Below are 23,536 nucleotides of genomic sequence, written 5' to 3'. Positions count from 1 at the left end.
CGCTGCGCTCAGAATGACAGCAAATGAGCTTACTTCCTCACTTGCCCATCACCACGAACCACCCATTTATAACTCGTCAATTCCTCCAATCCCATTGGTCCACGGGCATGAAGTTTTTGTGTACTGATGCCAATTTCGGCGCCTAAACCAAATTGCCCACCATCTGTAAACCCTGTTGAAGCATTGGCATAAACGGCAGCCGCGTCTACTTCGTTTAAAAATCTAGTGATGTTTTTAGCATCTTCAGAGATAATCGCTTCGCTATGTTTTGAACTGTAATCGGCAATGTGATTTAATGCCGCATCGAAATCATCAACCGTTTTAACTGCCATTTTTAAAGACAGAAACTCCGTTCCGAAATGTTCTTCGGTGGCTTGGTTTAAAAGTGCTTCAGGATAAGTAGATTTAAGGATTTCATAGCTTTGCTCATCAGCAAAAATTTCCACTTGCCCATCGGCCAAAGGCGATAAAAGTGCTGGTAAATCTGCTAATCTATTTTGGTTGATTAACACACAATCTAACGAATTGCAAACGCTAACCCGCCTTGTTTTAGCATTGAAAATGATGGCTTTTCCTTTATCCAAATCGCCCGATTCATCAAAATAGGTGTGAACAATTCCTGCGCCAGTTTCTATAACTGGAATTTTACTGTTTTCGCGAACGTAATTAATCAGCGACTGACTTCCACGTGGAATGAGTACGTCAACGAAACCTCTGGCGTTAAGCAAAGCTTCGGTTGCAGTTCGTTCAGCAGGCAATAAAGTCAACACATCGGTGTTTATTTCATGCTTGGCTAAAACGCTATGAATTATTTTAGCAATGGCTAAATTGGAAAACTCAGCATCACTCCCTCCTTTTAAAACGGCTACGTTGCCCGTTTTAAAGCAAAGCGAAAATACATCGGCGGTAACATTCGGCCGAGCCTCGTAAATTACACCGACCACGCCAAGGGCCACCCGAACTTTTTGAATTTGAAGTTTATTTTCTAACGTCTTATCTGAAAGAATTTCACCCAACGGACTTGCCAATGCCACAACATTTTTAATATCACTGGCGATATCTGCGATGCGCTGATCAGTCAGTTTTAGTCTGTCGTATTTAGGATCTTCAGCAGGCATTCTGGCCAAATCTTTTGCGTTTTCTGCAATTATTTCAACCGTATTTAAAACCAATGCATCAGCTAAATCGGCCAACACTTCATTAATGATTTCTTTACTCAATCCCACCATTGTACGGGTTGCGTGTTTTGCCTTTTCGAAGTAATGTTTGTAATTCATTTTTTTAATATCAAGTATCAAGCTATTATTGCTTGCTTTAGTTTACCACAGCACATACAGCGTTTTCATGGGAGAGAATGAACTTACTGTGTAATTATATCAAATTATCCTTTCAGCTTAAATCGCTGAATAAAAATAATCGTAATGCACCAGTGGCTTTTGTTTTTTCTGTCCGATTCTTTCTTTGGCCTTATCCGAACCGTATTCTGCAATTCCTAAACCGATGAGCTGATTTTGCTCATCGATAATTTTAATAATATCGCCCTTTAAAAAATCAGTTTGTATTTCCATGATCCCAATGGGCAACAAACTTGTAGCCTTGCCCGAGGTTAACACATTTTTAGCCCCGTCATTTAATTTGACCACTCCTTTAGCTGAAGTTTCCGAATGTGCGATCCATTTCTTCTTCCCTGATTTTGTCTTCTCCGGCACGAATCGGGTATGTACAATTTCATTGTTAAGTAGGCCTGTCAAAATATGATCAGTTGTTCCGTTTGCAATGTGAACCGCAATACCGAGTTTCGCCACTTTTTGTGCCATAGTTGATTTGGTAACCATTCCGCCACGGCCAAACTGCGACTTGCCTGTTTGAATAAAAGAGGCCAAATTTGAAACCGAACCAGAAATTTCTTCTATCACTTCTGATCCTGCGAGTTTAGGGTCGCCATTATAAATTCCATTTACATTCGAAAGAATAATCAAGGCATCGGCATTTAGCATTGAAGCAATTAAACCTGCCAATTCATCATTATCTGTAAACATAAGTTCGGTAACCGAAACCACATCGTTCTCATTTACAACAGGAATTACATCATTTTGCAGCAAAATTTGCAGGCAGTTTTTCATGTTGAGGTAATGTGCCCTATCTCTAAAATCTTCTTTGGTTACTAAAACCTGTGCACATTTTATTTTATGCGGATCGAAGAAATTAGCATAAGTATTGATCAGTTTTACCTGGCCGATTGCCGCTAAAAGTTGGCGGGTAGTAACGGCGTCTTGTTTCTCTGAAACCTTAATTAAACTTCTGCCAGAAGCCACTGCACCCGATGAAACCAGAATAACTTCGATTCCCTGTTGTTTTATCTCGGCCAATTGGTTTACCAAATGCTGAATACGAGATTCATCAGGTAAGCCATTTGCCTGCGTGATGACATTGGAACCTACTTTAACAATAATTTTTTTGTACCCTAATTTCATTACTACTATTTGATGTGGCAATTTAACATCTATTTTTTTCAATTGGAATGAATATTAATATCCGGACAAATTTTTGCGAAAATGATAATAGTTGAGTGGAGTTTTAACCAGAGATGCAAGCAGATAAACACTGATTTTGGCTCCTAAACTATTTTATCTGTATGTATCCTTATTTATCTGTGGTTAATTAATCTACCCAAAGGCACCGACCTTTGTTCTTAAACCCGACAGAAGCGAACACGAAGTGCAACGAAGTAAAGCGGATGGCGGGACTACATTCCTCCATGAAAAACCAGACCGTTGTTTTCCAGATCAAAATCTAACCTAAAAAATTGTTAAATTGCATCAACCTGAACCAAACTAAAATGATGAAACGTATTTTACCCGGCATGCTTTTACTGAGTACAGTTGTAGCATGCAACAATCCCAAACAAAAAGAAATGAAACCTATAAAATGGCCTGATGCCAAACCGCCTATTGCAGAGATTATTCCACATAAAAGAGTTATTCATGGCGATACAGTGGTAGATAATTACTACTGGATGATTGACTATTTTAAAAAAGGATCGGACAGTTCTAAGGTTGTCGATTATTTGAAGGCCGAGAATGCTTACCTGGACACCATGATGAAGGGTACGGAAAAGTTTCAGGCCGATTTGTTTAAGGAAATGAAGGGTAGGATTAAGGAAAAAGACGAATCTGTTCCGGTTTTTAGGAATGGATATTTCTACTATACACGGACCGAAGATGGCCAGCAGTATTATAAGTATTGCAGGAAGAAGGGAAGTTTAAGCGCAACAGAAGAGGTTTTACTAGATGTTGATGCATTGGCAAAAGGGCATTCTTATTATAGCGCAACTAGTTTTAGTGTTAGTCCTGATAATAAATTACTGGCTTTTGGCGTAGATAAGGTTTCGCGTAGGCAATATACCATTCAGGTTAAAAACCTCGAAACCGGAGAAATTTATAAGGATGCAATTGCAAATACCGAAGGTGTGGTAGCCTGGGCTAATGATAATAAAACATTGTTTTATACTTCCAAAAATGCGGTTACGTTGCTGAGCGAAAAAATCAAAAAACATGTGCTTGGAACGGACGCAAAGGCTGATGTGGTGGTTTATGATGAGAAAGACAATACCAATTATATCGGCGTAGGAAAATCGAAAAACGGTCGGTACATTATGATTTCATCTGCAGGGACACTTACGAATGAATTTAGAATGATTGATGCTGATCATCCAGAGGCCGCATTTAAAATTTTCTCGCCACGATCTAAAGACGTTTTATATGACGTTTTGCCTGTTGATGATAAGTTTTACATCATTACCAATTGGAATGCAAAGAATTTTCGCTTGATGGAATGCGATTTGAATAAGACGGAAAAAGAAAACTGGAAAGAAGTGATTCCAAACCGGAAAGATGTTTTGTTGGAATATGGTGATGAATTTAAGGATTTCCTAGTATTATTTGAACGCAAAAACGGTTTAACCGAAATGCATGTGTTGAAGACAGACGGCAAAGATTATTACATTAAATTTGACGAGCCAGTTTATGCAGCAGGCATTGGATCGAACCCCGAATATACTGGCAAAATGCTTCGATACAACTACACTTCTTTAACTACGCCGAATTCTGTTTATGATTACGATTTGCAGAAAAAAGACAAAAAGTTAATGAAGCAACAGGAGGTTGTGGGTGGCTACGATCCGAAAAATTACGTTACCGAACGTTTGTTTGCCAAGGCTAAAGACGGAACCAAAATTCCTATTGCCATAGTTTACAAGAAAGGCTTTGATAAAAATGGGAAAGCACCGTTGCTGCTTTATTCTTACGGCTCTTACGGTTCGAGTACCGAAGCATCGTTTTCTTCGCAGCGTTTAAGTTTGCTTGATCGTGGTTTCGCATTTGCCATTGCAAATATCCGTGGCGGACAAGAAATGGGGCGTCAGTGGTATGAGGATGGCAAATTGATGAAAAAGAAAAATACTTTTACTGATTTTATTGCTGCCGGAGAATACCTGGTGGAACAAAATTACACTTCGAAAGCGCATTTGTATGCCAATGGTGGCAGTGCTGGTGGGTTGTTAATGGGTGCAGTTGTAAATTTGGCTCCAGATTTATGGAACGGTGTTATTGCAGATGTTCCTTTTGTTGACGTGGTAAATACCATGCTTGATGAAAGCATTCCATTAACTACGAACGAATTCGAAGAATGGGGAAATCCAAAGAAAAAAGACGCTTACGATTACATGAAAAGCTACTCGCCGTATGAAAACGTAGAGAAAAAAGCTTACCCGAATATGCTTGTTACCACGGGTTTACACGATAGCCAGGTACAATATTTTGAGCCTGCTAAATGGGTAGCCAAGCTTAGGGCAAATAAAACTGATAAAAACGTTCTGTTACTAAAAACCAACATGGAATTTGGCCATGGAGGCGCATCAGGTCGTTTCGATTATTTGAAAGATGTAGCTTTGAGATGGGCATTTTTATTTTCGTTAGAGGGTATCACTAAATAATTTCAGTTTCGTTGTCATCCTGAGCCTGTCGAGGCACATTCTGATCGTGTTTCGACAGGCTCAATATGACAGTCTATTAAATCCTACATATTATCAATCCATAATGAACACCAAATTAAAAACACTCCAAATTATTCACCTTGCTTTATGCAGCGGCGTTTTACTTTTCGCTTTAGTAACTATTTTTTTAAACCGCGAAATCATGTTTTTTGATGCTAACCCGGCAACTACCGCACCATTCAACCCGATTTTCCCAATTATGGGCTTGATCACCATTTCGGCAAGCATTTTTTTCTTTAAAAATCTAATCGCTAAAATTGATAAAATGGAAACAGCAGAAACAAAAATCAATTTGTATCAAAGTGCCTTTATCATTAGCGCTGCACTTTTAGAAGGAGGGGCACTTTTTAATGTTGTCGGCTTCTTCATTACACACAATTCATTTTTCCTGCTTTTCGCCGCTGCAAATTTTATTTTTCTAGCGTTAAAGCATCCTACTAAAGATAAATTGATTTCTGCTTTACAATTGCAATACCCAGATACCGAGGCTTTGTAGTCAAATAGCCGTATCTTTGCCTTCCAATGGAATACAATGTTCATACTTTACCGAACGGCATCCGCTTGTTGCATGTGCCCTCGGCTTCTACTATATCTCATGCCTGCATCATTATCAATACCGGTTCTCGTGATGAGCCCGAAGGCAAAGCAGGTTTGGCCCATTTTATCGAACATTTAATTTTTAAGCGAACCGAGAAACGCAGTACGAATCAGATTTTAAACCGTTTGGAAAGTGTGGGCGCAGATTTAAATGCCTATACAACCAAAGAATATACCTGCATCCATGCTTCGTTTTTAAATCCTTATTTAGATAGAACCCTTGATCTTTTTAACGATATCATTTTCCATTCTACTTTCCCCGAGGAAGAAATGGATAAAGAAAAAAGCGTAATCCTTGATGAAATTGCTTCTTATCTCGACCAACCCGAAGAGGCTATTAATGATGATTTTGAAGACATGCTTTTTGCAGGAAATGCTTTGGGTAATAACATCCTCGGCACTGTAGAAAGCGTCAACAATTTCACCCGTGAGGATGTGATCAATTTCCGCAAAGCGAATTATCGAACCAATGAAATTGTAATAGCTGTTTTGGGCGATTACAGTTTTAATAGCGTGGTAAAAAAGGGCACAAAACATTTTAGTGATGTAGAAGAAAACTCCCCTTCGCTAAACCGAAAAAAACCTGCTATTTTAAATACAACTTCGACCGACATTTATAAGCCTATTATGCAATCACATTGTATTGTTGGCGGGCAAACGTATTCCACTCACCACAAAAATAAGGCAGGTTTAATGTTACTGAATAGTTATTTCGGGGGCAACGGAATGAGTTCGGTGTTGAATCTTCAAATCAGAGAAAAATACGGCATTGCCTATACCATCGAATCTAATTTTTCTCCGCTAAGTGATACCGGCATTTTTTCGATCTATTTCGGTACGGATAAAGAAAAACACACAAAGGCATTAACTTTAATTTTTAAAGAGATGAAAAAGTTAAAGGATCACCCTTTGAATGAGTTGCAGTTACAAAAAGCAAAAAATAAATTTATCGGCCAAATTGCCTTAAGTGAAGAGAACAGGATCGGCCTAATTATTTCAATGGCAAAAAGCCTGATTGATCACGATAGAATTGATTCGTTGACGCAAGTTTTTGAAAGAATTAATAGAGTGAGCACGACAGAAATGGCCCAAATTGTAGATGAGGTTTTAGCACCAGAGCAATTGAATATTTTTACATTCAGTCCGATACTGGAATAATTGCTATTTTTGTAAAGTGGTAGATTGTAATCCTGAGCTTGTCGAAGGAGCAATCGGAGAGTCTTCGACAGGCTCAGACTGACAAACCTTTGGAATTTAGTCTCAGGCTTATTGTCTGAAAAAATATATTACACAATGAAATTACCAATAGTAGCTTACGGAGATCCTGTTTTAAAAAAGGTAGGAACGGATATTGATGAAAATTACCCTGAATTAAAAGAGTTGATTGCAAACATGTTTGATACCATGTACTATGCAAATGGCGTTGGTTTGGCGGCACCGCAAATTGGCTTACCCATTCGTTTATTTATAGTGGATACCGGGGAAGAGGAAGATGGAACGCCAGGCTATAAAAGAGTATTTATCAATGCCCGGATTGTAGAAGAAACCGGAGAACCCTGGAGCTTTAATGAAGGTTGTTTAAGCATTCCGGATATTCGGGAAAACATTATGCGCAAACCCAACATCAAAGTGAATTATTTTGATGAAAACTGGGTAGAACATACTGAAGATGTTGATGGCTTACCTGCTCGGGTAATTCAACATGAGTACGATCATATCGAAGGTAAACTCTTTACCGATAAGGTTAGCATTTTGCGTAAAACAATGCTAAAGAGTAAGTTAGATGCCATTTCAAAAGGAAACATCAAAACAGACTATAAAATGAAGTTTCCGAATAAAAGTAAAAAACGATAGGTTTTTATTTAAGATTTTGGAGGGAAAACGGAAACGTTATCCCTTTTTTTGTGCCCATGGCTAAGTCAGGCATCCAAGACTTTTGACTCAGAGACTAAAGACTCCCGACTTAATTTTCATTTCTTTTCTTATCCCCATCGAAGATCTGTTGCATCAGCTTACCCCATGCGAAAGGATTTAAAAGAGGGTTGGTTTGCACCATGTTCTTGTTAATCATCCTATCGAAATTATAACGATAATTCTGACTTCCGATTTCCTGTCCATCACGCGGTAGCGTTTGAATTAAGCCATTGATAGATGATCTGGAGAGGTTTTTCTTTGCTATGGCCATATCATCATCCGCTAATTTCATGGATAGAAACTCCCGGGTAAACTCTTCCGTAGTAGCCCATGGGAAAACCCTTACCGAAGGCAAATCGATTACATTGGCTTTCAGCTTAACCATAATCGTGTATTTACTATCAGGTGTTCCGGTTGGTATAACAGTGGAGAATTTTTTATAACCTATGGCCGTAAAAAGAATGGTATCACCCGGATTTACAATAAAGGTAAAATAACCCCTGTAATCGGCTGCTACACGTTTACCATTTGCAGAAAGATTGGTGATGGTAACGTAAGGAATTACGTTTGTACTATCGATATCAGTAATGATCCCAGAAAATTGTATAAGTTTTTCTTCTGCTGATCTTTGTTGTGAAAAAGCAGCGGTAGAAAAAAGAAGGCAAATTAGGGCAATACAATATCTCATTAAGACAAAAGTAATTTTAAAAATAAAACTTCCTTGTTAAATATTGTTAAAGCTAAACTTGCTCTGCCATGTTGACGGCCACAACTGAAGTAATTTGAGGTACGGCTTTCATGATTGCCTGTTCTATGCCCGATTTCATAGTCATGAAACTCATCGGACAAGAACCACAGCTGCCTAAAAGTTTAAGCTTTACCATTCCTTCTGATGTAATTTCTTCAACAGAAACATCCCCTCCATCAGCCTTCAAATAGGGTCTGATAGTTTCTAATGCCTGTTCTACTTGCTCTGTTAAATTCATTATGTGTATTTTAAAATATAAAAATAGTAATTTTTTAGCAATTAGCCATTTGTGCATTATTAATGGATATCTGCTGCGCAATCTTGCTTGCAATATCTCCAAAGATAACATCCAAAAGCGGATTTTGGTTTAGCACTACCGGCTTACCATTGTCTCCAGCCTCTGCAATGCTCTGTATTATCGGAATTTCACCCAAAAATGGAACATCAAACCGCTCTGCTAAAATAGTTCCTCCGCCTTTTCCAAAAATATAATATTTGTTATCAGGCAATTCTGCTGGCGTAAAGTACGACATGTTTTCTATCACCCCTAAAATCGGGATATTAATTCCTGGCATACGGAACATGGCCAAACCTTTATGGGTATCAGCCAAGGCTACTTGTTGCGGCGTAGTCACTACAACGGCTCCAGAAATAGGGAAGCTTTGGGTAATGGTGATGTGAATATCGCCGGTACCCGGTGGAAGATCGACAATTAAATAATCCAATTCACCCCAGTTGGTGTCGTTAAATAATTGTTTCACCGCGTTTGAAGCCATTGGCCCACGCCACGGCACTGGCTGACCAGGATCTGCAAAAAAGCCAAGCGATAACAACTTTATCCCGTACTTTTCAATCGGGATAATCTTAGTTTTTCCATCAGCTGTTTCTTCTGCACCAGGTTTAGCATCAACCAAATCAAACATGGTAGGTATCGAAGGACCATAAATATCGGCATCTATTAAACCTACTTTTGCACCATCCTTCGCCAAGGTTACCGCCAAATTACTCGATACGGTAGATTTACCAACACCACCTTTTCCAGATGAAACCAAAATGATGTTCTTAATGTTATCTAGTGAAGATGAATTTGTTGGTTGAGTTACCCTGGAAGTTACATTGATATTTACTTCAGCATCTGCAGATACAAAATGCTTAACTGCATTTGTACAAGCATTTTTCAGCATGTCCTTCATCGGGCAAGCAGGCGTAGTAAGCTCTAATGTAAAGTTTACCTGGTTGTTATCTATATGTAAATCCTTAATCATGTTTAAGGTCACTAAATCTTTTTTAAGATCGGGATCCTCTACATTTTTTAAAGCATCTAAAACTTGTTGCGGGCTAATTGGCATCGTATTAATTTAAATTCAAAATTAACAAAACATAGCCATAAATACTTTTATTTAGGGTTTTAAACTGTAATTTTAACACGAAATAAACATTTAATTGTTACGTTTAAGCAATTAACCATTTTAACGACTATATGCGCATACCGAAAATTAAAATCCCTAAAAAATATTTAAAAATTGGAGCGTGGATTTTAGGTGTTTTTTTAATTGCTTTCCTTGCTATCGGTGCTTATGCTTATAGTAAAAGGGAAGCGCTTCTGAAAAAAATGGTGGCCAAAGCCATTGCAAAAGCCGATAAAGATTATGGTTTAGAAGTGAAAATCGGATCTGCAGGCTTTGCAGGGATGAGCACAGTAAAAATGACCAATATTTCGGTGGTTCCGAAAGATCGGGACACGCTTTCCAATATCGGTGAATTGAGTGTTGGCGTAAAGTTATTTCCATTGATTTTTGGAAACGTTAAGCTAGCTGAAGTAGAATTAAGCGATGGCTTTGTGAATGTAGTATTCAAAGATTCGACTAGTAATATCGATTTCATCCTCAAAAGAAAGAAAAAAGACAGTACCGAGAATAAAGGGAAGGCCAACTTACCAGAAATTGCCAATAATTTATTGAACCAGGTTTTGTATAAAATTCCTGATGATATGGACATGAAAAATATGGTTTTCAAGTTCAACGACCACGACACGGCAAAATTGAGTTTTGCTACCACAGCCACAATAGATGATGGTGATTTAAAATCTACTATCAATGTAAATGAAGGCGAATCTACCTGGCACATTGACGGTTTGGTAAACCCTGGTAGTAAGCGCTTAAAATTTATGGCCTATGCTGATGGAAAAAAACTGGAATTGCCTTATTTGAATAATAAGCTCCATGCAAAGGTAAGTTTCGATACGCTTGAAACCGAGCTTAAAGATGCGGGATACAGTGGCGATGATTACAAAATATCGGGTTCGTGGTCGGTTAAAAATATGTTACTTAACCAGGCGAGGATAGCGAGTAACGATATTATTGTTCAAAGTGCAAAACTTGATGCTGATGTTTTAGTTGGACCCAATTTTGTTGCTTTGGACAGTTCATCGACTGCTTATCTTAAAAATGCCCAAATTCATCCATACGTTAAATACACGTTGGGTAAAAACAAAATTTACGAGCTTAAAATAAATGCCGAAGAACAAGATGCGCAGGCGATTTTAGATGGTTTCCCTCAAGGTTTATTTGAATCTTTAGATGGTTTGAAAGTGGAAGGAAAAGTAAAATACAATCTTAATTTCTATCTGGATACTAAAGTGCCAGACAGTGTAAAATTCAGCTCTACCTTAACTCCAGTAAATTTCAAAATATTAAGATGGGGAAAAACCAATCTTCAAAAAATTAATGCTCCATTTATTTATACGCCATACGAGTATGGAAAACCGATGCGTGATATCACCATTGGCCCATCAAACCCAAATTTTACTCCATTAAGTGCAATTTCTAAAAATTTCATCAACGCGGTTTTAACTGCCGAAGATCCATCATTTTATACCCACAATGGTTTTGTGGAAGAATCGATCAGAAAATCGATTGCAGTAAATTACAAGGAGAAGAAATTTAAACGGGGCGGCAGCACGATCAGCATGCAGCTGGTTAAAAATATATATTTAAGTCGCCAGAAAACTTTAGCCCGCAAAGCGGAAGAAATATTAATTGTGTGGCTCATTGAACACAATCATTTAGTGAGCAAACAACGTATGCTGGAGGTATATTTTAATATTATGGAGCTTGGTCAAAACATCTATGGCATCGGCGAAGCATCGAGATATTATTTCGGAAAGCAGCCAGCAGATTTAACCATTGGCGATGGCTTGTTCCTGGCCAGTATTGTTCCAAAACCTAAGGCATCGATGTACAAGTTTATGGCCGATGGAAGCTTGAAACCTTATATGTTCAACTATTTCAGGTTTATGGGAAACATTATGGCGAGAAGAGGCTTAACTCCTGGAGATACGTCGGGTTATGGTTTTTATAATGTTCGTTTGCGTGAAGGTTTGCGCCGTTATCTTGCACCAGACACTGTAGAAATTGACACCAACGCTTTTGAAGATGATGAAGAGGGAATGCCGCCTGTAATGATGCAGGACAAAAACAAAAATTTATTCGACAGGATTTTTGGTGGCGGAAATAAAAAAGATACCGTAACCGCTAAACCAGCCGATACTACAAAAAGTAAAAAACAGCTCAGACAGGAACGGAGAGAACAACGGCGAAGGGAAAAAGAGCAGGAAGAAGGCGGGTAGTCAGTCGTCAGTTTGCGGTTTACAATTAATGTTTTATCTCTTTAGAATCAAATAATTGTATACCAAAGCCTATCAAACATTACAACATTTCAACGAATAATATAAATGCACAAAATTAAGGTAGACGATAAGGAATTCGAGATTTTTCTAGAGAACGACAACCTGAATAAAAGGATTCGCCTGCTGGGCATCCAGATTAATTTGGATTATGAAGGAAAATGTCCACTTTTTATTGGCGTGCTGAATGGAAGTTTTCTTTTTATGGCTGATTTGATTAAAGAGATTGATGTGCCTTGCGAAGTCGCTTTTATGCGTGTGGCTTCATATGAAGGAACATCTAGCAGCGGTAAGGTAAAAGAACTTATTGGCTTACCTGATGATATAGAAGGCAGAGACATCATTATTGTAGAAGACATTGTTGATACGGGATTAACGATTAACCACATCATTAAAACGTTAAAAGAGAAAAATCCGGCTTCGGTTAAAGTTAGTTCGCTCCTGGTAAAACCAAGCGCTTTGCAATACGATGTGGAAGAGTTAGCCTATGTTGGTTTTGAAATACCAAATGAATTTGTAGTTGGCTATGGCTTAGATTACAATGGCCTGGGCAGAAACTTAAACGATATTTACAGGGCGACTGAAGGATAATTTTTCGGACTGATTAATTTATTTTTCGCACCTTTGTGCAATAATTTTAACGTAATGACCATACACAAAGAAGGCTATACCACCATAGCAATAACTATTTTACTTATTTTCGTGATCAACGCTGTTGTGGATTATAAATATTACGACATGACCTGGTTGCGTTGGTTCATTTATATCTTCTCGGCGGCGTTATTCATCATTGTACTTCAGTTTTTCCGTAATCCCAGCCGCAGTTTTTCTGCCGGAGAAGACCTGGTAATTTGCCCTGCAGATGGTAAAGTAGTTGTAATTGAAGAAACAGAAGAAGGTGAATATTTTAAAGACAAGCGCTTACAGGTTTCTATATTTATGTCGCCGGTAAACGTTCACATCAACCGTAATCCAATTTCTGGTGTAGTTAAATTTTTCAAATATCACCCTGGAAAATATTTAGCAGCCTGGAACCCGAAATCATCTACTGAAAATGAGCGTACCACTACTGTAGTTGAACATGCAAATGGAACGCCTGTATTGTTCCGCCAAATTGCAGGTGCTTTAGCCCGTAGAATTGTATGGTATGTTAAAGAAGGAGATCAGGTAAAACAAACCGAACAGTTCGGGTTTATTAAATTCGGCTCAAGAGTAGACGTTTTTTTACCTGTTGGAACAAAAGTAAACGTAGAGCTTAATCAGGTGGTAAAAGGAGGAATTACTACTCTGGCAACTTTAAGTTAAGCACCATGATACCGCATTAAAAAGCCGATTTGGGATTTCCAAATTGGCTTTTCTTTTAACCAGATGTTTTATTTGGATTTCAGTGCTTAATCAATTGCATCATTTCCAACTTCCTTTTCATGATCATTATTAATCGGTCTGTCGCTAATTAAGCGTTGCGTAGGATAGGCAAAATCAGATTTATTTCGCATCACGATATCCATAATTTCAAGATTTATTTCCTGCCTGATTCTTAAAAATTCATTAAAATCAAGGTTGGTAATGAAATAGTTAATTTCAATATTTAAAGCTGAATCACCAAAGCTTTTAAAAGATGCATGTACATCAACCGTTCCTGGCCTTTGGTTGATATATGCCTCAATTTCTGATATAATATTTTTAACAGATTCTGCCGTTGTTTCGTAAGTTAATCCAATTATAAAATTCACCTTTCTTGAATCACGTAACGAAAGGTTTTCCAAAACGCCATCAATCATACCGCGGTTAGGGATAGTGGCCATCGTTTTTTCGGCCGTACGAATTCTGGTGCTTCTAAAGCCCACTTTCTCTATAGTACCTTCAACACCATCAACCTTAACCAAATCGCCAACTACAAAAGGCTTATCTAAAAAGATGGTAAAAGAACCAATCAAATTTTCCAAACTCTCCTTAGCAGCCAGCGCAATAGCAATACCACCAATACCTAAACCGGTAATCAGTGTTAATACATTCACCTCGAAAACAAAGCCAAGCAAAGTAAAAAAGCCGATAAAAATCACCAGCGTTTTAAAAAGTTCCTTAAGAAACGGAACCAATTGATCATCCGATTTATTATGGGTTAATGAGGCTTTAAATAATAAAACATGACTGATGAAATCAATAATCCTCAGGATGATCCAGAACACTGACAGGATAATCATGAAGAGGAATATCCTGTCTACACAATCGCCAATGCTTACCGGAATAGCTTCTTTCGTTTTGCCTACCAATTTGCTGTAATGGAAAATGGCCACTTCTAGCGGGTGTTTAAGCTGATTAATGGAAAGATAAAGTGTAGCGAGCAGGATGAAGGTTTCGATCGGCTTCACCAGCAGGGAAACAAAAGCTGCATCGTGCGATTGCTGAGAGAAACTTCTGAACAATCTAAACAAAAGTTTGCTCAACAGTTTGGAAAATATGCGCTTGAAAATCAAACCGAACAAAAGTATTCCGCCGAAAAGGCAATATGCTTTTACGGTATTGCCCCAAAGAACCTGTTCGAAAAATGCAGAATCTAACATATAGGTAAAGGTATAAACAAAAAAACCTCCACGAAATTAATCGTGAAGGCTATATCTTTTAATAAAGAATATTATTTTCTCAAAGATTTGATACGAGCAGCTTTACCAGTTAAAGCACGTAAGTAGAATAATTTCGCTCTACGAACTTTACCATAGCTATTTACTTCTATCTTCTCGATGTTTGGAGAATTAACAGGGAAAATACGCTCAACACCAATACTGTTACTAATTTTACGAACTGTGAAAGTTTCGTTAGCACCTGCACTGTTGCGTTGAATTACAACACCTTGGTAAATTTGAATACGTTCTTTATTACCTTCGCGAATTTTATAGTGTACGCTCACTGTATCGCCAGACTTGAACGCAGGAAAATCTTTTTTCGCGATGGCCTGCTCTTCAACAAATTTTACTAAATCCATGATTTTAAGCTATTAAATCGATATTTCAACCCGTGAAATTCGGATTGCAATATTAGGGATTTTTTTTCAATTATAAAAACTAATTTTATTTTTTCCACAATCTTTTAGAAATCCACATTGCTGCCTGTTAAATGCTTCTATTCCAAAAGATCAGGCCGGCGGGCTTTAGTACGCTCCAATGCTTGTTCATGCCTCCATTCATTCACTTTTGCTTCATGTCCGCTCAATAAAACATCAGGCACTTTATGGCCTCTCCAATCAGCCGGCCGGGTGTAAACAGGTGCATCCAGCAGCTCTCCCTGAAAGCTATCAGAAAGGGCAGAAGTTTCATCATTCAAAACACCAGGAATTAACCGCACCACGGCATCAACTACAATCGCCGCAGGCAATTCTCCGCCACTTAACACGTAATCGCCTACGGAGATCTCACGGGTAACAAAAATATCGCGAATACGTTGATCTATTCCCTTATAGTGGCCACACAGAATAATGATGTTTTTTTTAATGGAAAGTTCGTTGGCTGTGCTTTGATTTAGCGTAACCCCATCCGGACTCATGAAAATGATCTCGTCATATTCCCTTTCTGCCTGAAGCTTTTCAATACAGGCCGCAAAGGGCTCAATACTCATTACCATCCCGCTTCCTCCACCGTACTGATAGTCATCTACACTTTTTTGTTTATTAGTTGCATAATCACGAAGATTATGAACCACAATTTCCGCAATACCTTTTTTTTGAGCACGCTGCAAAATGGAATGTGCAAAAGGGCTTTCTAACAAAGCCGGAAGAACCGTTATAATATCAAAACGCATGGAGCAAAGGTAAGAATAGTTTGGCGTTTGGTGATAAGCATTGTGTTCAATGGCTTAACAGAAATACATCGCCAGTAGCACAATCAGCATTTTCTATAAAAATTCTGCTAATCGCAATTTATAGTCTGCTATTTCAACAAAACTAATCCAGGTAATATTTTGGAGAAAGAGAGAATCAAATCGTCCATTGATCGTGAATTACTGCTACCAGATAATAGGCTTGCTCGTGCTTTTTGAAAACGAAACGAAGGCTATTCCAATCAAGCCCTTTATATTTCTCGTTATTTCCTTTAAAATAGTATTCGGTAAAATGGAGCTGCGGGTAACTTTCCTTTAAATTATTGATCGTATTGCCTTGGCCGATAAACTCGTCATAGCTTTTCCGATCTGCATTTAAATAGTCTGCATTGTAAACAAACCTTTCAATATAAGGCTTAACCTTCATCTTTATTGCCTCGCCACTACCATCAAAGTGGCCCCAGGTGAGTGTCCAGTTTTTATCGATGGCTTCTAAAAAATCTTTGGCTAAAACATGTTTGTGTGTAGGATCGATGAACCCATAAGGAGAAAAACGAACGCCATCAATGGGGTGAAAGTATGACGCAAATGCCTGGTAGTTCTTTTCTTTTAAAGCTTTGAGTGCTTTAACAGCAACGACATTGATAGAATCTTGCTGGAATTTTTGCTTGATAACTTCCGCCCCTGCTGACTTATTTTCAGGTTTTTTGGTTTCATTACAACTCGCTAAAAGCAGCAATGCCACAAAAGAAATGAATAAACGTCTCATGATTGTTAAACGAAAAACTCACAAGAAAGGTTTATCAGAGAGAGATTAATTCTCCAGATAAATATCAAGTAAGCCTTCCGGCAAATCCAGGGTCAAAATCTTTTCCTCATCGTCTATCTCCACAATGAAATCTTCATTGAGCGGAAAAAGAATTTCAGTTTGCTGGTATAAAACGGTGGCAATAAATTGTTGTGGGTATTCATTTACCTCGAGGATTTCACCAAGCTCACCAAGGCTTTTGTCAACTGCAGTAAAACCCTTTAGGTCTGTATAGAAGAATTCGTTCTCATCACGTTCTGGCATGAGGTTTAATGGCAGATATAACTTTTTCTTTAACAATGGTTGCGCCTTATCGATATGATCAACGTCATCGAAATTAAAGTAACCCGTTTTATTTGCCTGTAGCTTCGAATCGGCCACGAAGTAAGGCACGAGTTTTCCATTCATATCCGCAAACATCACATCAAATGCGAGCTGCTCGTATTCATCAAATTCAAAAAAGATTTGAACTTCTCCTTTTAAACCCCTCGTTTTTGTAACGTAACCTACGTAAAATGCTTCTTCGTGTTTCATATCACCCCAAACCCCTAAAGGGGCTTCTAAATGCTATCGTCACCCTGAATTTATTTCAGGGTCTTTAATGCTAGACAGATGCTGATCCAGAACGTTCGGGACGGCATGACGATTGTGTTAAAAATCTCTTTATATAAAAATAGCGTTCCGAAACTCGAAACGCTATTTCTTTGAACAAAACAATTAAAATTATTCTGCTCCTTCTTCTTTAGTAGCTTCTGCTGCAGGAGCTTCTTCAGTTGCCTCAGCAGCTGGAGTTTCTTCTTCAACAACTTCTTCTGCAACTGGTGCATTTTTAGCTGCGATTGCTGCTGCTCTGTCTTCTTTTTTCTTAGCTTCTGCCGCTAATGCTGCTTTACGCACATCTGCTTTAGAAGTAGCTAAACCTTCTGTTTTACCAGAGATTTTACCAGCTTTAGCATCAACCCAAGCAGTGAATTTTTCGTCAGCTTGTTCTTGTGTTAAAGCACCTTTTTTAACACCACCTTCTAAGTGTTTTTTGTATAAAACGCCTTTGTAAGATAGAATAGCACGAGCTGTATCAGTTGGTTGTGCACCACTGTTAACCCAAGCTAAAGTTTTTTCGAAGTTAATTTCGATAGTAGCAGGATTGGTATTTGGGTTGTAAGAACCTAAACGCTCAATAAATTTACCATCACGTGGAGAGCGAGAATCTGCTACCACAACGTGGAAAAAAGGTTTTCCTTTTTTACCGAATCTTTGCAATCTGATTTTAGTTGCCATTTCTTTTCGTATTTATGTATTCAACATAGTTCCCGGAGCTACATGCTGCGGGGCTGCAAAGATAAGTAATGAATTGATACTTTGCAAATTGAAAAAGGATTAATGAACAAGGAGTAAAGTCTTGAAGATAATAGGTGGCTTAAAAATAGGATTTGATCTTTTATCCTTGCTCCTTCATCCTTGTTCATTTATCTTTACCTTTATGAAAATAGCCATTGATATGGATGAGGTAATTGCCGATCCGATTAAGAAATTTATTCAGCTTTACAACCGCGATTATAATGTTCCATTGGATTTGAAAATTGATGCCGGCAATGAAATTTATCACCATGTGCCGAAAGACGTGGAACGAAAATGGTTTGAATACATCAACGAACCTGGTTTTTTCCGCGACCTGGAAGTTATTCCAGATAGCCAAAGGGTACTTAAAGCGTTGCAAGAAAAGTACGATGTATTTATTGTTTCTGCCGCAATGGAATTTCCAAATTGCTTAAAAGATAAATACGATTGGCTAACAGAACATTTCCCTTTCATTGACTGGCAACACATTATTTTTTGCGGACAAAAAATTGTGAGTACTGATATTATGATTGACGATAGGATTAAAAACTTTGTGAATTTTCCCGGCAGGCCGTTGTTATTTACTTCGCCACATAATTTATTAGTTACTGAATACGAACGCGTAAATACCTGGGAAGAAGTTGCGGGCTTATTACTTTAATAAGTTAAACCGTCATCACGACCAAAGCACAGCGAAGCGGAGAGATCTTTCTCCACTCTTTTTAAAGATTTCTCCACTGCGTTCGAATGAAGAAACCTGAAAAACCATATAAGGCATTTAAGAAAACATAAGACAATTGAGCTTATATGAAATCTTAAATGCCTTATATGGTCAATTCTACCGTAATGCTATTTTAAAAATTAAACTCCCCAACAAGGTTGCCATTTCGATTATCGGCGGCCATTGGTAGCACAATTACTTTTCTTTGCTGCTTGCCTGTGGCATAACGGGTGTAAATCTCCGCGGTTACGGTTGTAGGTCCGCTGATGTTGATCTGCCTATCGCCATAATAATTCACTTCTATTTTATATTTCCCTTTTATAGCCTTTTTGATCATAAACTGCTCTGGGCCATATCCTGATGTAAAATCGTTACTAATTCTGCCGCCAATTTTTGTCCGGTTGTTTCCGTAATAACCCTTTTCTCCAGTCGGATCTGTTAACCACAAATCTATATCGGTATCATTTTTATTCCAATTTAATACGACACGAACATCAACTGGCAACGCCGAAATTAAACGCTTGTCTATTTTTCTAATATTTAATTTATCTCCGTGTTTGCTGATTAGGTTATTGATTTCCGAAATGATTATTTCTTCAATGCCCTGGTCGCGATCGGCTATTTGTGAATTATAACTTTGCGTTAAAACTTTGTACAAATTATCCAAAGCCATCTGATATTGACCAGCATCCGCCAAAGCCAATGCGTAATCGCGGTAACTTTGTGCATCCATCGGGCGCCATTGCAAAACCTTACTGGTAATAAAAATTTCTTCCTGATAATTGCCGGTTTGCTTCAATTTGTAGGCAAGGGTTTTATATAAATCAGCATTTTCCAGATCCAGATCGGCAATGCTGCTTAAAATTGTTAAAGCCCTAACGCTGTCTTTTTGCTGGTAAAACCAATTGGCCACATCGAAATAAAACATAGGTGTAGTGATGTAATCTGGGCGCATTTTCAAATAAGATTGATAAGCGCTATCTGGTTTGCCAATCAATTTTTTCATGTAATCTTTATCACTTTTAAATTCTGGGATAACGATTGCAGGCTGTGTTTCTACAACCCTACTTGTACTGTTCGTTACATTTACCCCAGCAACCCGGCCTTGTAAAGAGGAGCTTGCAGTTGTCTGAGATCTGACTATTGTGGTTGCACTCGCCGTTTCCATTCGCTTAGCTTGTGCCGCATTACCAACAACCATTATTTCTTGTAAAGCCTGACGATCATCTGCCTTTGCTTCCCGCTGTGCTACAACCGGAGGCGGCGGCATTCTTACCGCATCAACTCTTGGTGGCGCTGCTTGAGTAGCTTGTGGTCTCGATCTCTGTGCATCTCCAACTTGAGTAGCAACAACTACAGGTGGAGCTGGCGCACCTCGAACTATTCTGTTTTCTGGTGTTGGATATTGCTCCTTTTGTTTTGCCGGTTCTTTGTAATAGAAATCGGTATTCCACCAGGCCTTTAAATCTTTTGTCATCACTACCGCAGCGTTTAACAAATTTGTTTTACGTTCCTGAATATCCATTCTACGTTGTTTTAAAACGGCATCGTAAGCCTGACGCAATTCTGCTGGGGGTGCAATATCATAACGCAAATAATCATCTAAATTTTCCAACACAATTAAGCTGGTGTTTCGTGTTACAATACCAAACTGTTTGCTTAATAACCCGATATCTTCTTTGTTTGCATCGTACTGAATATCCATTTCGGCAATTTTCTTTTGTGCCCAAACCCTGCTAACATCTATGCTGCTCAGGGCGTGTTCAGTTGCATTTAAACGAACTGCTTGCTCTGCTACCACTGTATTTCCATAGCCAAATTGCAATACAAATTCGGTATTCAAACCGTTCAAAATTCCGGCTACAGATAAATGCCCGTTTACATTTACATGCATTGATGGATAGGTTTGACGAATATCCGTTGCGTTTTTAATTCCTAAAAACTGCAGATTTTCCTGACCTAATTGTTTAAATGCATCTGTTACAGTTGTTGCATTCAGATTAATAAATTGCCCGCCGGTTTTTAAACTAATGTATTTTAAAGTGCTGTAGTCTGCTTTCAAAGCACTATTGATACCATGAACAGGTTTATTTAATGCAACAGTATTTTTCCCGAAAGTTGATAAGCCGTCGGTGAAAAGAAGATATTCCTCAGCAGGAAGCAATCTCGAGTTTACTGCGCTGAAGTTTGTGCCGCCATCATAAACCAGGCTTTCGAGTTTTGCCTTTAAGGCAGACCAGTTACCATCCACAATTACATATGAGCCTTCCTTTTTAAATTCGTTATTCAGCAAGCCCAATTGAACTGTCAAATTTTGTTTTTGGGCGATGATTAAACCTAAAAGCTCAATCTCTTTTTTAGTATCCCGCTGTAATCCGCTCAAAGAAACATCCCAAATCAAACCAATTTGATTTGCCCATTTCCTCGGCCTGCTTTCAATTTTTGGAAAAACGTTCACCAAGAAATAATATCCATTTGAAGCTTTTTGCATTTGCACTTCAGGCAAATCATTTCGTTTTGGAAGGTTAATGGTTAAGCCGTTTTTAGGTAGATAGTTTGTTTTTTTAATTTCGCCAACATAAGTATTGCCATTTGCCTGCATGTCGAAATTGCCATCTGGCTGTTCGCTTAATTCTGGTTTGAGCACACTTTCAAAAACTGTGGTTTTAAGAGAAAAATCTTCAATCTTTTCATTATAATCGAGAGGTAGATGATATTTGAGTGAGGCTCCTTTGTTAAAACTCAGCTCTTCCTCATAACCTACGATGATTGTTCTACTTCCGTTAGCTGGCAATGGGTAAATTCTGGTACGGAAGTTATTTCCTTCTACTTTCTCTAACAAACCAGGATCTACACGTCTCCGCTCAATACTCTCGAAAACCTCCGTTGCCTTTGCTTTTTCAACCGGAACAGCTTCACGCATTTTGCCATTAATATCTAATGCGTAGCGGCTCACCGTAATGCCTTCAGGCATTGGAAAAGTAAGTTCTCCCTCTAATATTCTGTTGGTATTATTATGGAAAGTCATTGTCATTACCGTGGTGGCAATGTTTCCCGTAATCTGGACATCGATATTAAGTTTGCTCATTTTTACCGCCGATTTTTCAGCATCGCTATTGGATTGCTGAACCTTTAAAACAGGCATTTGTGCTTTTACAAAAATGGCAATGAAGAATAGAGGGACGATGAGTAGTTGTTTAGATATTTGCATGACTTTGATTTTTAATAGTGATGCAGAATATTTCGCTATTACATAAATTTATTTTTTCGACCCCAGGCCGGCGCTCCGAAAATAGGAGCAGAAACCCGCTGGAAATAAACCAGATTGAGCATAAATACTTTTAATTTTTCAATTAAAAGATTGAAGTGAAAGCGGGACTGCAGCAACCAAAAGGATACAGGCGATGCTTTTCCAGAAAAATGTAACAATTAAATAAAATTTGCTTCTAATTATAAAAACTGAAACTATGTTATTAACCACAACGCCTTCGGTTGAGGGCAGAAAAATTGTAAAATATGTTGGTCTGGTTACTGGAGAGACCATTATCGGTGCAAATATTTTTAAAGATTTATTTGCCGGGATAACAGATATTGTAGGTGGCAGATCGAGCTCTTACGAACGTGTTTTGAGAGAAGGAAAAGATACTGCTTTAAATGAAATGCAGCAATATGCAGCTGCTTTAGGGGCAAATGCAATAGTTGGAATTGATTTGGATTATGAAACGGTGGGTAGCGGCGGTAGCATGCTGATGGTTAGCGCTAATGGTACCGCAGTTATTTTAGAGGATTAAAATATTGCTTAAGGCGAAAACTAAGCAAAAAAAGAAAGTCTTTCCGGTGCGGGAAAGACTTTTCTATTTTATTCAAAATCTTTAGAAAGATAAAATATCAATCAATTTTAGCCATTTAGAGCTTACTTTTTCTGCATCGATGTGCTTAATGGCATGATCGAAAGGGGTAAAGGTAATTTCCCGGTTAACCTGACCGGCCATTACGCGGTTTTCACCATTAATTAAACCTTCTACCGCAGCAACCCCCAACTGACTCGCCAATACGCGATCCATACAGGTGGGTTTTCCGCCACGTTGAATGTGCCCTAAAACAGAAACTTTGGTATCATAATGCGGGTATTTTTCCTGCAGAATTTCACCTACTTTAAATGCGCCTCCGGTATCATCGCCTTCTGCAACAATGATAATTTTCGATGCCTTATCTTTTCTGCTATGCTCTAATTTATGTAAAATGTCATCAGCGTTCATGTTCGCTTCAGGTATCATTATCGCTTCAGCACCTACACCAATACCGCTTCGCAAAGCAATCAGACCAGAATCGCGGCCCATTACTTCAACAATAAAAAGTCTGTCGTGAGATTCTGCAGTGTCTCTAATTTTGTCAACCGCATCAATAACGGTGTTAATCGCAGAATCATAACCAATGGTAAAATCGGTACCAGCAAGATCGTTATCTATTGTTCCTGGCAGGCCAATGATCGGAAAATCGAACTCCTGTGCAAAAATATTTGCTCCCGTAAAGGTTCCATCTCCACCAATCACAATCAGGGCATCTATATTTTTTTCTTTTAAATTATTGTAGGCAATCTGTCGGCCTTCTTTGGTTCTAAAAGCCTCACTTCTGGCGGTTTTTAAAATCGTTCCGCCACGCTGAATGATGTTCGCAACAGATTTCCGCTCCATGGCGATGAAATCATTGTTAATTAAACCTTCGTAGCCACGGATGAAGCCAGTTACTTGAATATCATAATAAATTGAGGCCCTAACTACGGCCCTAATGGCAGCGTTCATGCCTGGCGAATCTCCGCCAGAGGTTAAAACGCCAATGTTCTTTATCTTTTTCATTTA

Annotated in this window: 22 protein-coding genes; 9 read left to right on the top strand and 13 right to left on the bottom strand. The window is 38.4% G+C overall.

Annotated features, from left to right (window positions below; all coding sequences use genetic code 11):
- Positions 1-29: 29 nt before the first annotated feature.
- Entirely contained in the window at positions 30-1,277 is a 1,248-nt protein-coding gene (locus tag ACZZZK_RS13595) for a glutamate-5-semialdehyde dehydrogenase (protein ID WP_463484591.1), read from the bottom strand.
- Between the two features lie 117 nt (positions 1,278-1,394).
- Positions 1,395-2,474 carry a glutamate 5-kinase gene (proB, locus tag ACZZZK_RS13590; protein ID WP_463484590.1) on the bottom strand — a complete coding sequence of 360 codons (1,080 nt, stop codon included), beginning with the start codon at positions 2,472-2,474 and terminating at the stop codon, positions 1,395-1,397.
- 368 nt (positions 2,475-2,842) lie between these two features.
- Here proB and ACZZZK_RS13585 point away from each other — a divergent pair, with 368 nt between their 5' ends.
- The 4 genes from ACZZZK_RS13585 to def all read left to right on the top strand — a co-directional run bounded on the left by ACZZZK_RS13585 (position 2,843) and on the right by def (position 7,504).
- Entirely contained in the window at positions 2,843-4,993 is a 2,151-nt protein-coding gene (locus ACZZZK_RS13585) for a S9 family peptidase (RefSeq protein WP_463486293.1), read from the top strand.
- 103 nt (positions 4,994-5,096) lie between these two features.
- The gene (locus tag ACZZZK_RS13580; protein ID WP_463484589.1) at positions 5,097-5,549 is read left to right on the top strand and encodes a hypothetical protein; all 453 of its coding nucleotides are present in this window, start codon (positions 5,097-5,099) and stop codon (positions 5,547-5,549) included.
- A gap of 26 nt (positions 5,550-5,575) precedes the next feature.
- Positions 5,576-6,808 carry a M16 family metallopeptidase gene (locus ACZZZK_RS13575; RefSeq protein WP_463484588.1) on the top strand — a complete coding sequence of 411 codons (1,233 nt, stop codon included), beginning with the start codon at positions 5,576-5,578 and terminating at the stop codon, positions 6,806-6,808.
- Between the two features lie 135 nt (positions 6,809-6,943).
- Positions 6,944-7,504, top strand: coding sequence for a peptide deformylase (def, locus tag ACZZZK_RS13570; protein ID WP_463484587.1), 561 nt, complete (start codon positions 6,944-6,946; stop codon positions 7,502-7,504).
- Between the two features lie 109 nt (positions 7,505-7,613).
- On the opposite strand, the gene ACZZZK_RS13565 is transcribed toward def, so the two are convergent.
- Genes ACZZZK_RS13565 through ACZZZK_RS13555 form a run of 3 tightly spaced genes read right to left on the bottom strand, consistent with a single transcriptional unit; the run spans position 7,614 to position 9,661 of the window.
- Positions 7,614-8,252: a peptidase associated/transthyretin-like domain-containing protein gene (locus ACZZZK_RS13565; RefSeq protein ID WP_056850549.1), complete on the bottom strand. Its 639-nt coding sequence runs from the start codon at positions 8,250-8,252 to the stop codon at positions 7,614-7,616.
- 52 nt (positions 8,253-8,304) lie between these two features.
- Positions 8,305-8,550, bottom strand: coding sequence for a NifU family protein (locus ACZZZK_RS13560; RefSeq protein ID WP_056850550.1), 246 nt, complete (start codon positions 8,548-8,550; stop codon positions 8,305-8,307).
- A 34-nt stretch (positions 8,551-8,584) separates the two neighbouring features.
- Positions 8,585-9,661 carry an Mrp/NBP35 family ATP-binding protein gene (locus tag ACZZZK_RS13555; protein ID WP_463484586.1) on the bottom strand — a complete coding sequence of 359 codons (1,077 nt, stop codon included), beginning with the start codon at positions 9,659-9,661 and terminating at the stop codon, positions 8,585-8,587.
- A gap of 131 nt (positions 9,662-9,792) precedes the next feature.
- On the opposite strand from ACZZZK_RS13555, the gene ACZZZK_RS13550 reads away from it, so the two are divergent.
- The 3 genes from ACZZZK_RS13550 (at position 9,793) to ACZZZK_RS13540 (ending at position 13,302) form a co-directional block, all read left to right on the top strand.
- Entirely contained in the window at positions 9,793-11,940 is a 2,148-nt protein-coding gene (locus ACZZZK_RS13550) for a transglycosylase domain-containing protein (RefSeq protein ID WP_463484585.1), read from the top strand.
- A 105-nt stretch (positions 11,941-12,045) separates the two neighbouring features.
- Positions 12,046-12,588 carry a hypoxanthine phosphoribosyltransferase gene (gene hpt / locus ACZZZK_RS13545; RefSeq protein ID WP_056850553.1) on the top strand — a complete coding sequence of 181 codons (543 nt, stop codon included), beginning with the start codon at positions 12,046-12,048 and terminating at the stop codon, positions 12,586-12,588.
- A 54-nt stretch (positions 12,589-12,642) separates the two neighbouring features.
- On the top strand, positions 12,643-13,302 hold the full coding sequence (locus ACZZZK_RS13540) for a phosphatidylserine decarboxylase family protein (protein ID WP_463484584.1): 660 nt from the start codon (positions 12,643-12,645) through the stop codon (positions 13,300-13,302).
- 86 nt (positions 13,303-13,388) lie between these two features.
- Here the strand turns inward: ACZZZK_RS13540 and ACZZZK_RS13535 are convergent, their stop codons facing one another.
- The 6 genes from ACZZZK_RS13535 to ACZZZK_RS13510 form a co-directional block, all read right to left on the bottom strand.
- Entirely contained in the window at positions 13,389-14,561 is a 1,173-nt protein-coding gene (locus tag ACZZZK_RS13535; RefSeq protein WP_463484583.1) for a mechanosensitive ion channel family protein, read from the bottom strand.
- A 71-nt stretch (positions 14,562-14,632) separates the two neighbouring features.
- The gene (gene rplS, locus ACZZZK_RS13530) at positions 14,633-14,980 is read right to left on the bottom strand and encodes a 50S ribosomal protein L19 (RefSeq protein WP_056850556.1); all 348 of its coding nucleotides are present in this window, start codon (positions 14,978-14,980) and stop codon (positions 14,633-14,635) included.
- 137 nt (positions 14,981-15,117) lie between these two features.
- Positions 15,118-15,792, bottom strand: coding sequence for a tRNA (guanosine(37)-N1)-methyltransferase TrmD (gene trmD, locus ACZZZK_RS13525; RefSeq protein WP_205056939.1), 675 nt, complete (start codon positions 15,790-15,792; stop codon positions 15,118-15,120).
- A gap of 175 nt (positions 15,793-15,967) precedes the next feature.
- On the bottom strand, positions 15,968-16,579 hold the full coding sequence (locus tag ACZZZK_RS13520) for a hypothetical protein (protein ID WP_463484582.1): 612 nt from the start codon (positions 16,577-16,579) through the stop codon (positions 15,968-15,970).
- Between the two features lie 45 nt (positions 16,580-16,624).
- Complete coding sequence (gene rimM / locus ACZZZK_RS13515; RefSeq protein ID WP_463484581.1) at positions 16,625-17,152, bottom strand: ribosome maturation factor RimM; 528 nt, start codon at positions 17,150-17,152, stop codon at positions 16,625-16,627.
- Between the two features lie 189 nt (positions 17,153-17,341).
- Positions 17,342-17,896, bottom strand: coding sequence for a 30S ribosomal protein S16 (locus ACZZZK_RS13510; protein ID WP_056850560.1), 555 nt, complete (start codon positions 17,894-17,896; stop codon positions 17,342-17,344).
- Between the two features lie 202 nt (positions 17,897-18,098).
- On the opposite strand from ACZZZK_RS13510, the gene ACZZZK_RS13505 reads away from it, so the two are divergent.
- Positions 18,099-18,617 (top strand): 5' nucleotidase, NT5C type, encoded by a 519-nt coding sequence (locus tag ACZZZK_RS13505; protein WP_463484580.1) that lies wholly within the window; start codon positions 18,099-18,101, stop codon positions 18,615-18,617.
- Positions 18,618-18,810: 193 nt separating this feature from the next.
- On the opposite strand, the gene ACZZZK_RS13500 is transcribed toward ACZZZK_RS13505, so the two are convergent.
- A complete protein-coding gene (locus tag ACZZZK_RS13500; RefSeq protein WP_463484579.1) occupies positions 18,811-21,888 on the bottom strand; it encodes a VIT domain-containing protein in 3,078 nt (1,025 codons plus the stop codon).
- A 256-nt stretch (positions 21,889-22,144) separates the two neighbouring features.
- Here ACZZZK_RS13500 and ACZZZK_RS13495 point away from each other — a divergent pair, with 256 nt between their 5' ends.
- A complete protein-coding gene (locus ACZZZK_RS13495) occupies positions 22,145-22,468 on the top strand; it encodes a heavy metal-binding domain-containing protein (RefSeq protein WP_265797167.1) in 324 nt (107 codons plus the stop codon).
- Positions 22,469-22,549: 81 nt separating this feature from the next.
- Here the strand turns inward: ACZZZK_RS13495 and pfkA are convergent, their stop codons facing one another.
- Positions 22,550-23,533 carry a 6-phosphofructokinase gene (pfkA, locus tag ACZZZK_RS13490; protein WP_463484578.1) on the bottom strand — a complete coding sequence of 328 codons (984 nt, stop codon included), beginning with the start codon at positions 23,531-23,533 and terminating at the stop codon, positions 22,550-22,552.
- Positions 23,534-23,536 lie beyond the last annotated feature (3 nt).

It is taken from the genome of Pedobacter sp. AC163 (genome assembly GCF_979258665.1).
This window is presented reverse-complemented; position numbering and strand designations above follow the sequence as displayed.

Excerpts from the sequence above, each read along its gene's own strand:
- ACZZZK_RS13595 (WP_463484591.1), bottom strand. The coding sequence starts at position 1,277 with ATGAATTACAAACATTACTTCGAAAAGGCAAAACACGCAACCCGTACA.
- proB (WP_463484590.1), bottom strand. The coding sequence starts at position 2,474 with ATGAAATTAGGGTACAAAAAAATTATTGTTAAAGTAGGTTCCAATGTC.
- ACZZZK_RS13585 (WP_463486293.1), top strand. The coding sequence starts at position 2,843 with ATGAAACGTATTTTACCCGGCATGCTTTTACTGAGTACAGTTGTAGCA.
- ACZZZK_RS13580 (WP_463484589.1), top strand. The coding sequence starts at position 5,097 with ATGAACACCAAATTAAAAACACTCCAAATTATTCACCTTGCTTTATGC.
- ACZZZK_RS13575 (WP_463484588.1), top strand. The coding sequence starts at position 5,576 with ATGGAATACAATGTTCATACTTTACCGAACGGCATCCGCTTGTTGCAT.
- def (WP_463484587.1), top strand. The coding sequence starts at position 6,944 with ATGAAATTACCAATAGTAGCTTACGGAGATCCTGTTTTAAAAAAGGTA.
- ACZZZK_RS13565 (WP_056850549.1), bottom strand. The coding sequence starts at position 8,252 with ATGAGATATTGTATTGCCCTAATTTGCCTTCTTTTTTCTACCGCTGCT.
- ACZZZK_RS13560 (WP_056850550.1), bottom strand. The coding sequence starts at position 8,550 with ATGAATTTAACAGAGCAAGTAGAACAGGCATTAGAAACTATCAGACCC.
- ACZZZK_RS13555 (WP_463484586.1), bottom strand. The coding sequence starts at position 9,661 with ATGCCAATTAGCCCGCAACAAGTTTTAGATGCTTTAAAAAATGTAGAG.
- ACZZZK_RS13550 (WP_463484585.1), top strand. The coding sequence starts at position 9,793 with ATGCGCATACCGAAAATTAAAATCCCTAAAAAATATTTAAAAATTGGA.
- hpt (WP_056850553.1), top strand. The coding sequence starts at position 12,046 with ATGCACAAAATTAAGGTAGACGATAAGGAATTCGAGATTTTTCTAGAG.
- ACZZZK_RS13540 (WP_463484584.1), top strand. The coding sequence starts at position 12,643 with ATGACCATACACAAAGAAGGCTATACCACCATAGCAATAACTATTTTA.
- ACZZZK_RS13535 (WP_463484583.1), bottom strand. The coding sequence starts at position 14,561 with ATGTTAGATTCTGCATTTTTCGAACAGGTTCTTTGGGGCAATACCGTA.
- rplS (WP_056850556.1), bottom strand. The coding sequence starts at position 14,980 with ATGGATTTAGTAAAATTTGTTGAAGAGCAGGCCATCGCGAAAAAAGAT.
- trmD (WP_205056939.1), bottom strand. The coding sequence starts at position 15,792 with ATGCGTTTTGATATTATAACGGTTCTTCCGGCTTTGTTAGAAAGCCCT.
- ACZZZK_RS13520 (WP_463484582.1), bottom strand. The coding sequence starts at position 16,579 with ATGAGACGTTTATTCATTTCTTTTGTGGCATTGCTGCTTTTAGCGAGT.
- rimM (WP_463484581.1), bottom strand. The coding sequence starts at position 17,152 with ATGAAACACGAAGAAGCATTTTACGTAGGTTACGTTACAAAAACGAGG.
- ACZZZK_RS13510 (WP_056850560.1), bottom strand. The coding sequence starts at position 17,896 with ATGGCAACTAAAATCAGATTGCAAAGATTCGGTAAAAAAGGAAAACCT.
- ACZZZK_RS13505 (WP_463484580.1), top strand. The coding sequence starts at position 18,099 with ATGAAAATAGCCATTGATATGGATGAGGTAATTGCCGATCCGATTAAG.
- ACZZZK_RS13500 (WP_463484579.1), bottom strand. The coding sequence starts at position 21,888 with ATGCAAATATCTAAACAACTACTCATCGTCCCTCTATTCTTCATTGCC.
- ACZZZK_RS13495 (WP_265797167.1), top strand. The coding sequence starts at position 22,145 with ATGTTATTAACCACAACGCCTTCGGTTGAGGGCAGAAAAATTGTAAAA.
- pfkA (WP_463484578.1), bottom strand. The coding sequence starts at position 23,533 with ATGAAAAAGATAAAGAACATTGGCGTTTTAACCTCTGGCGGAGATTCG.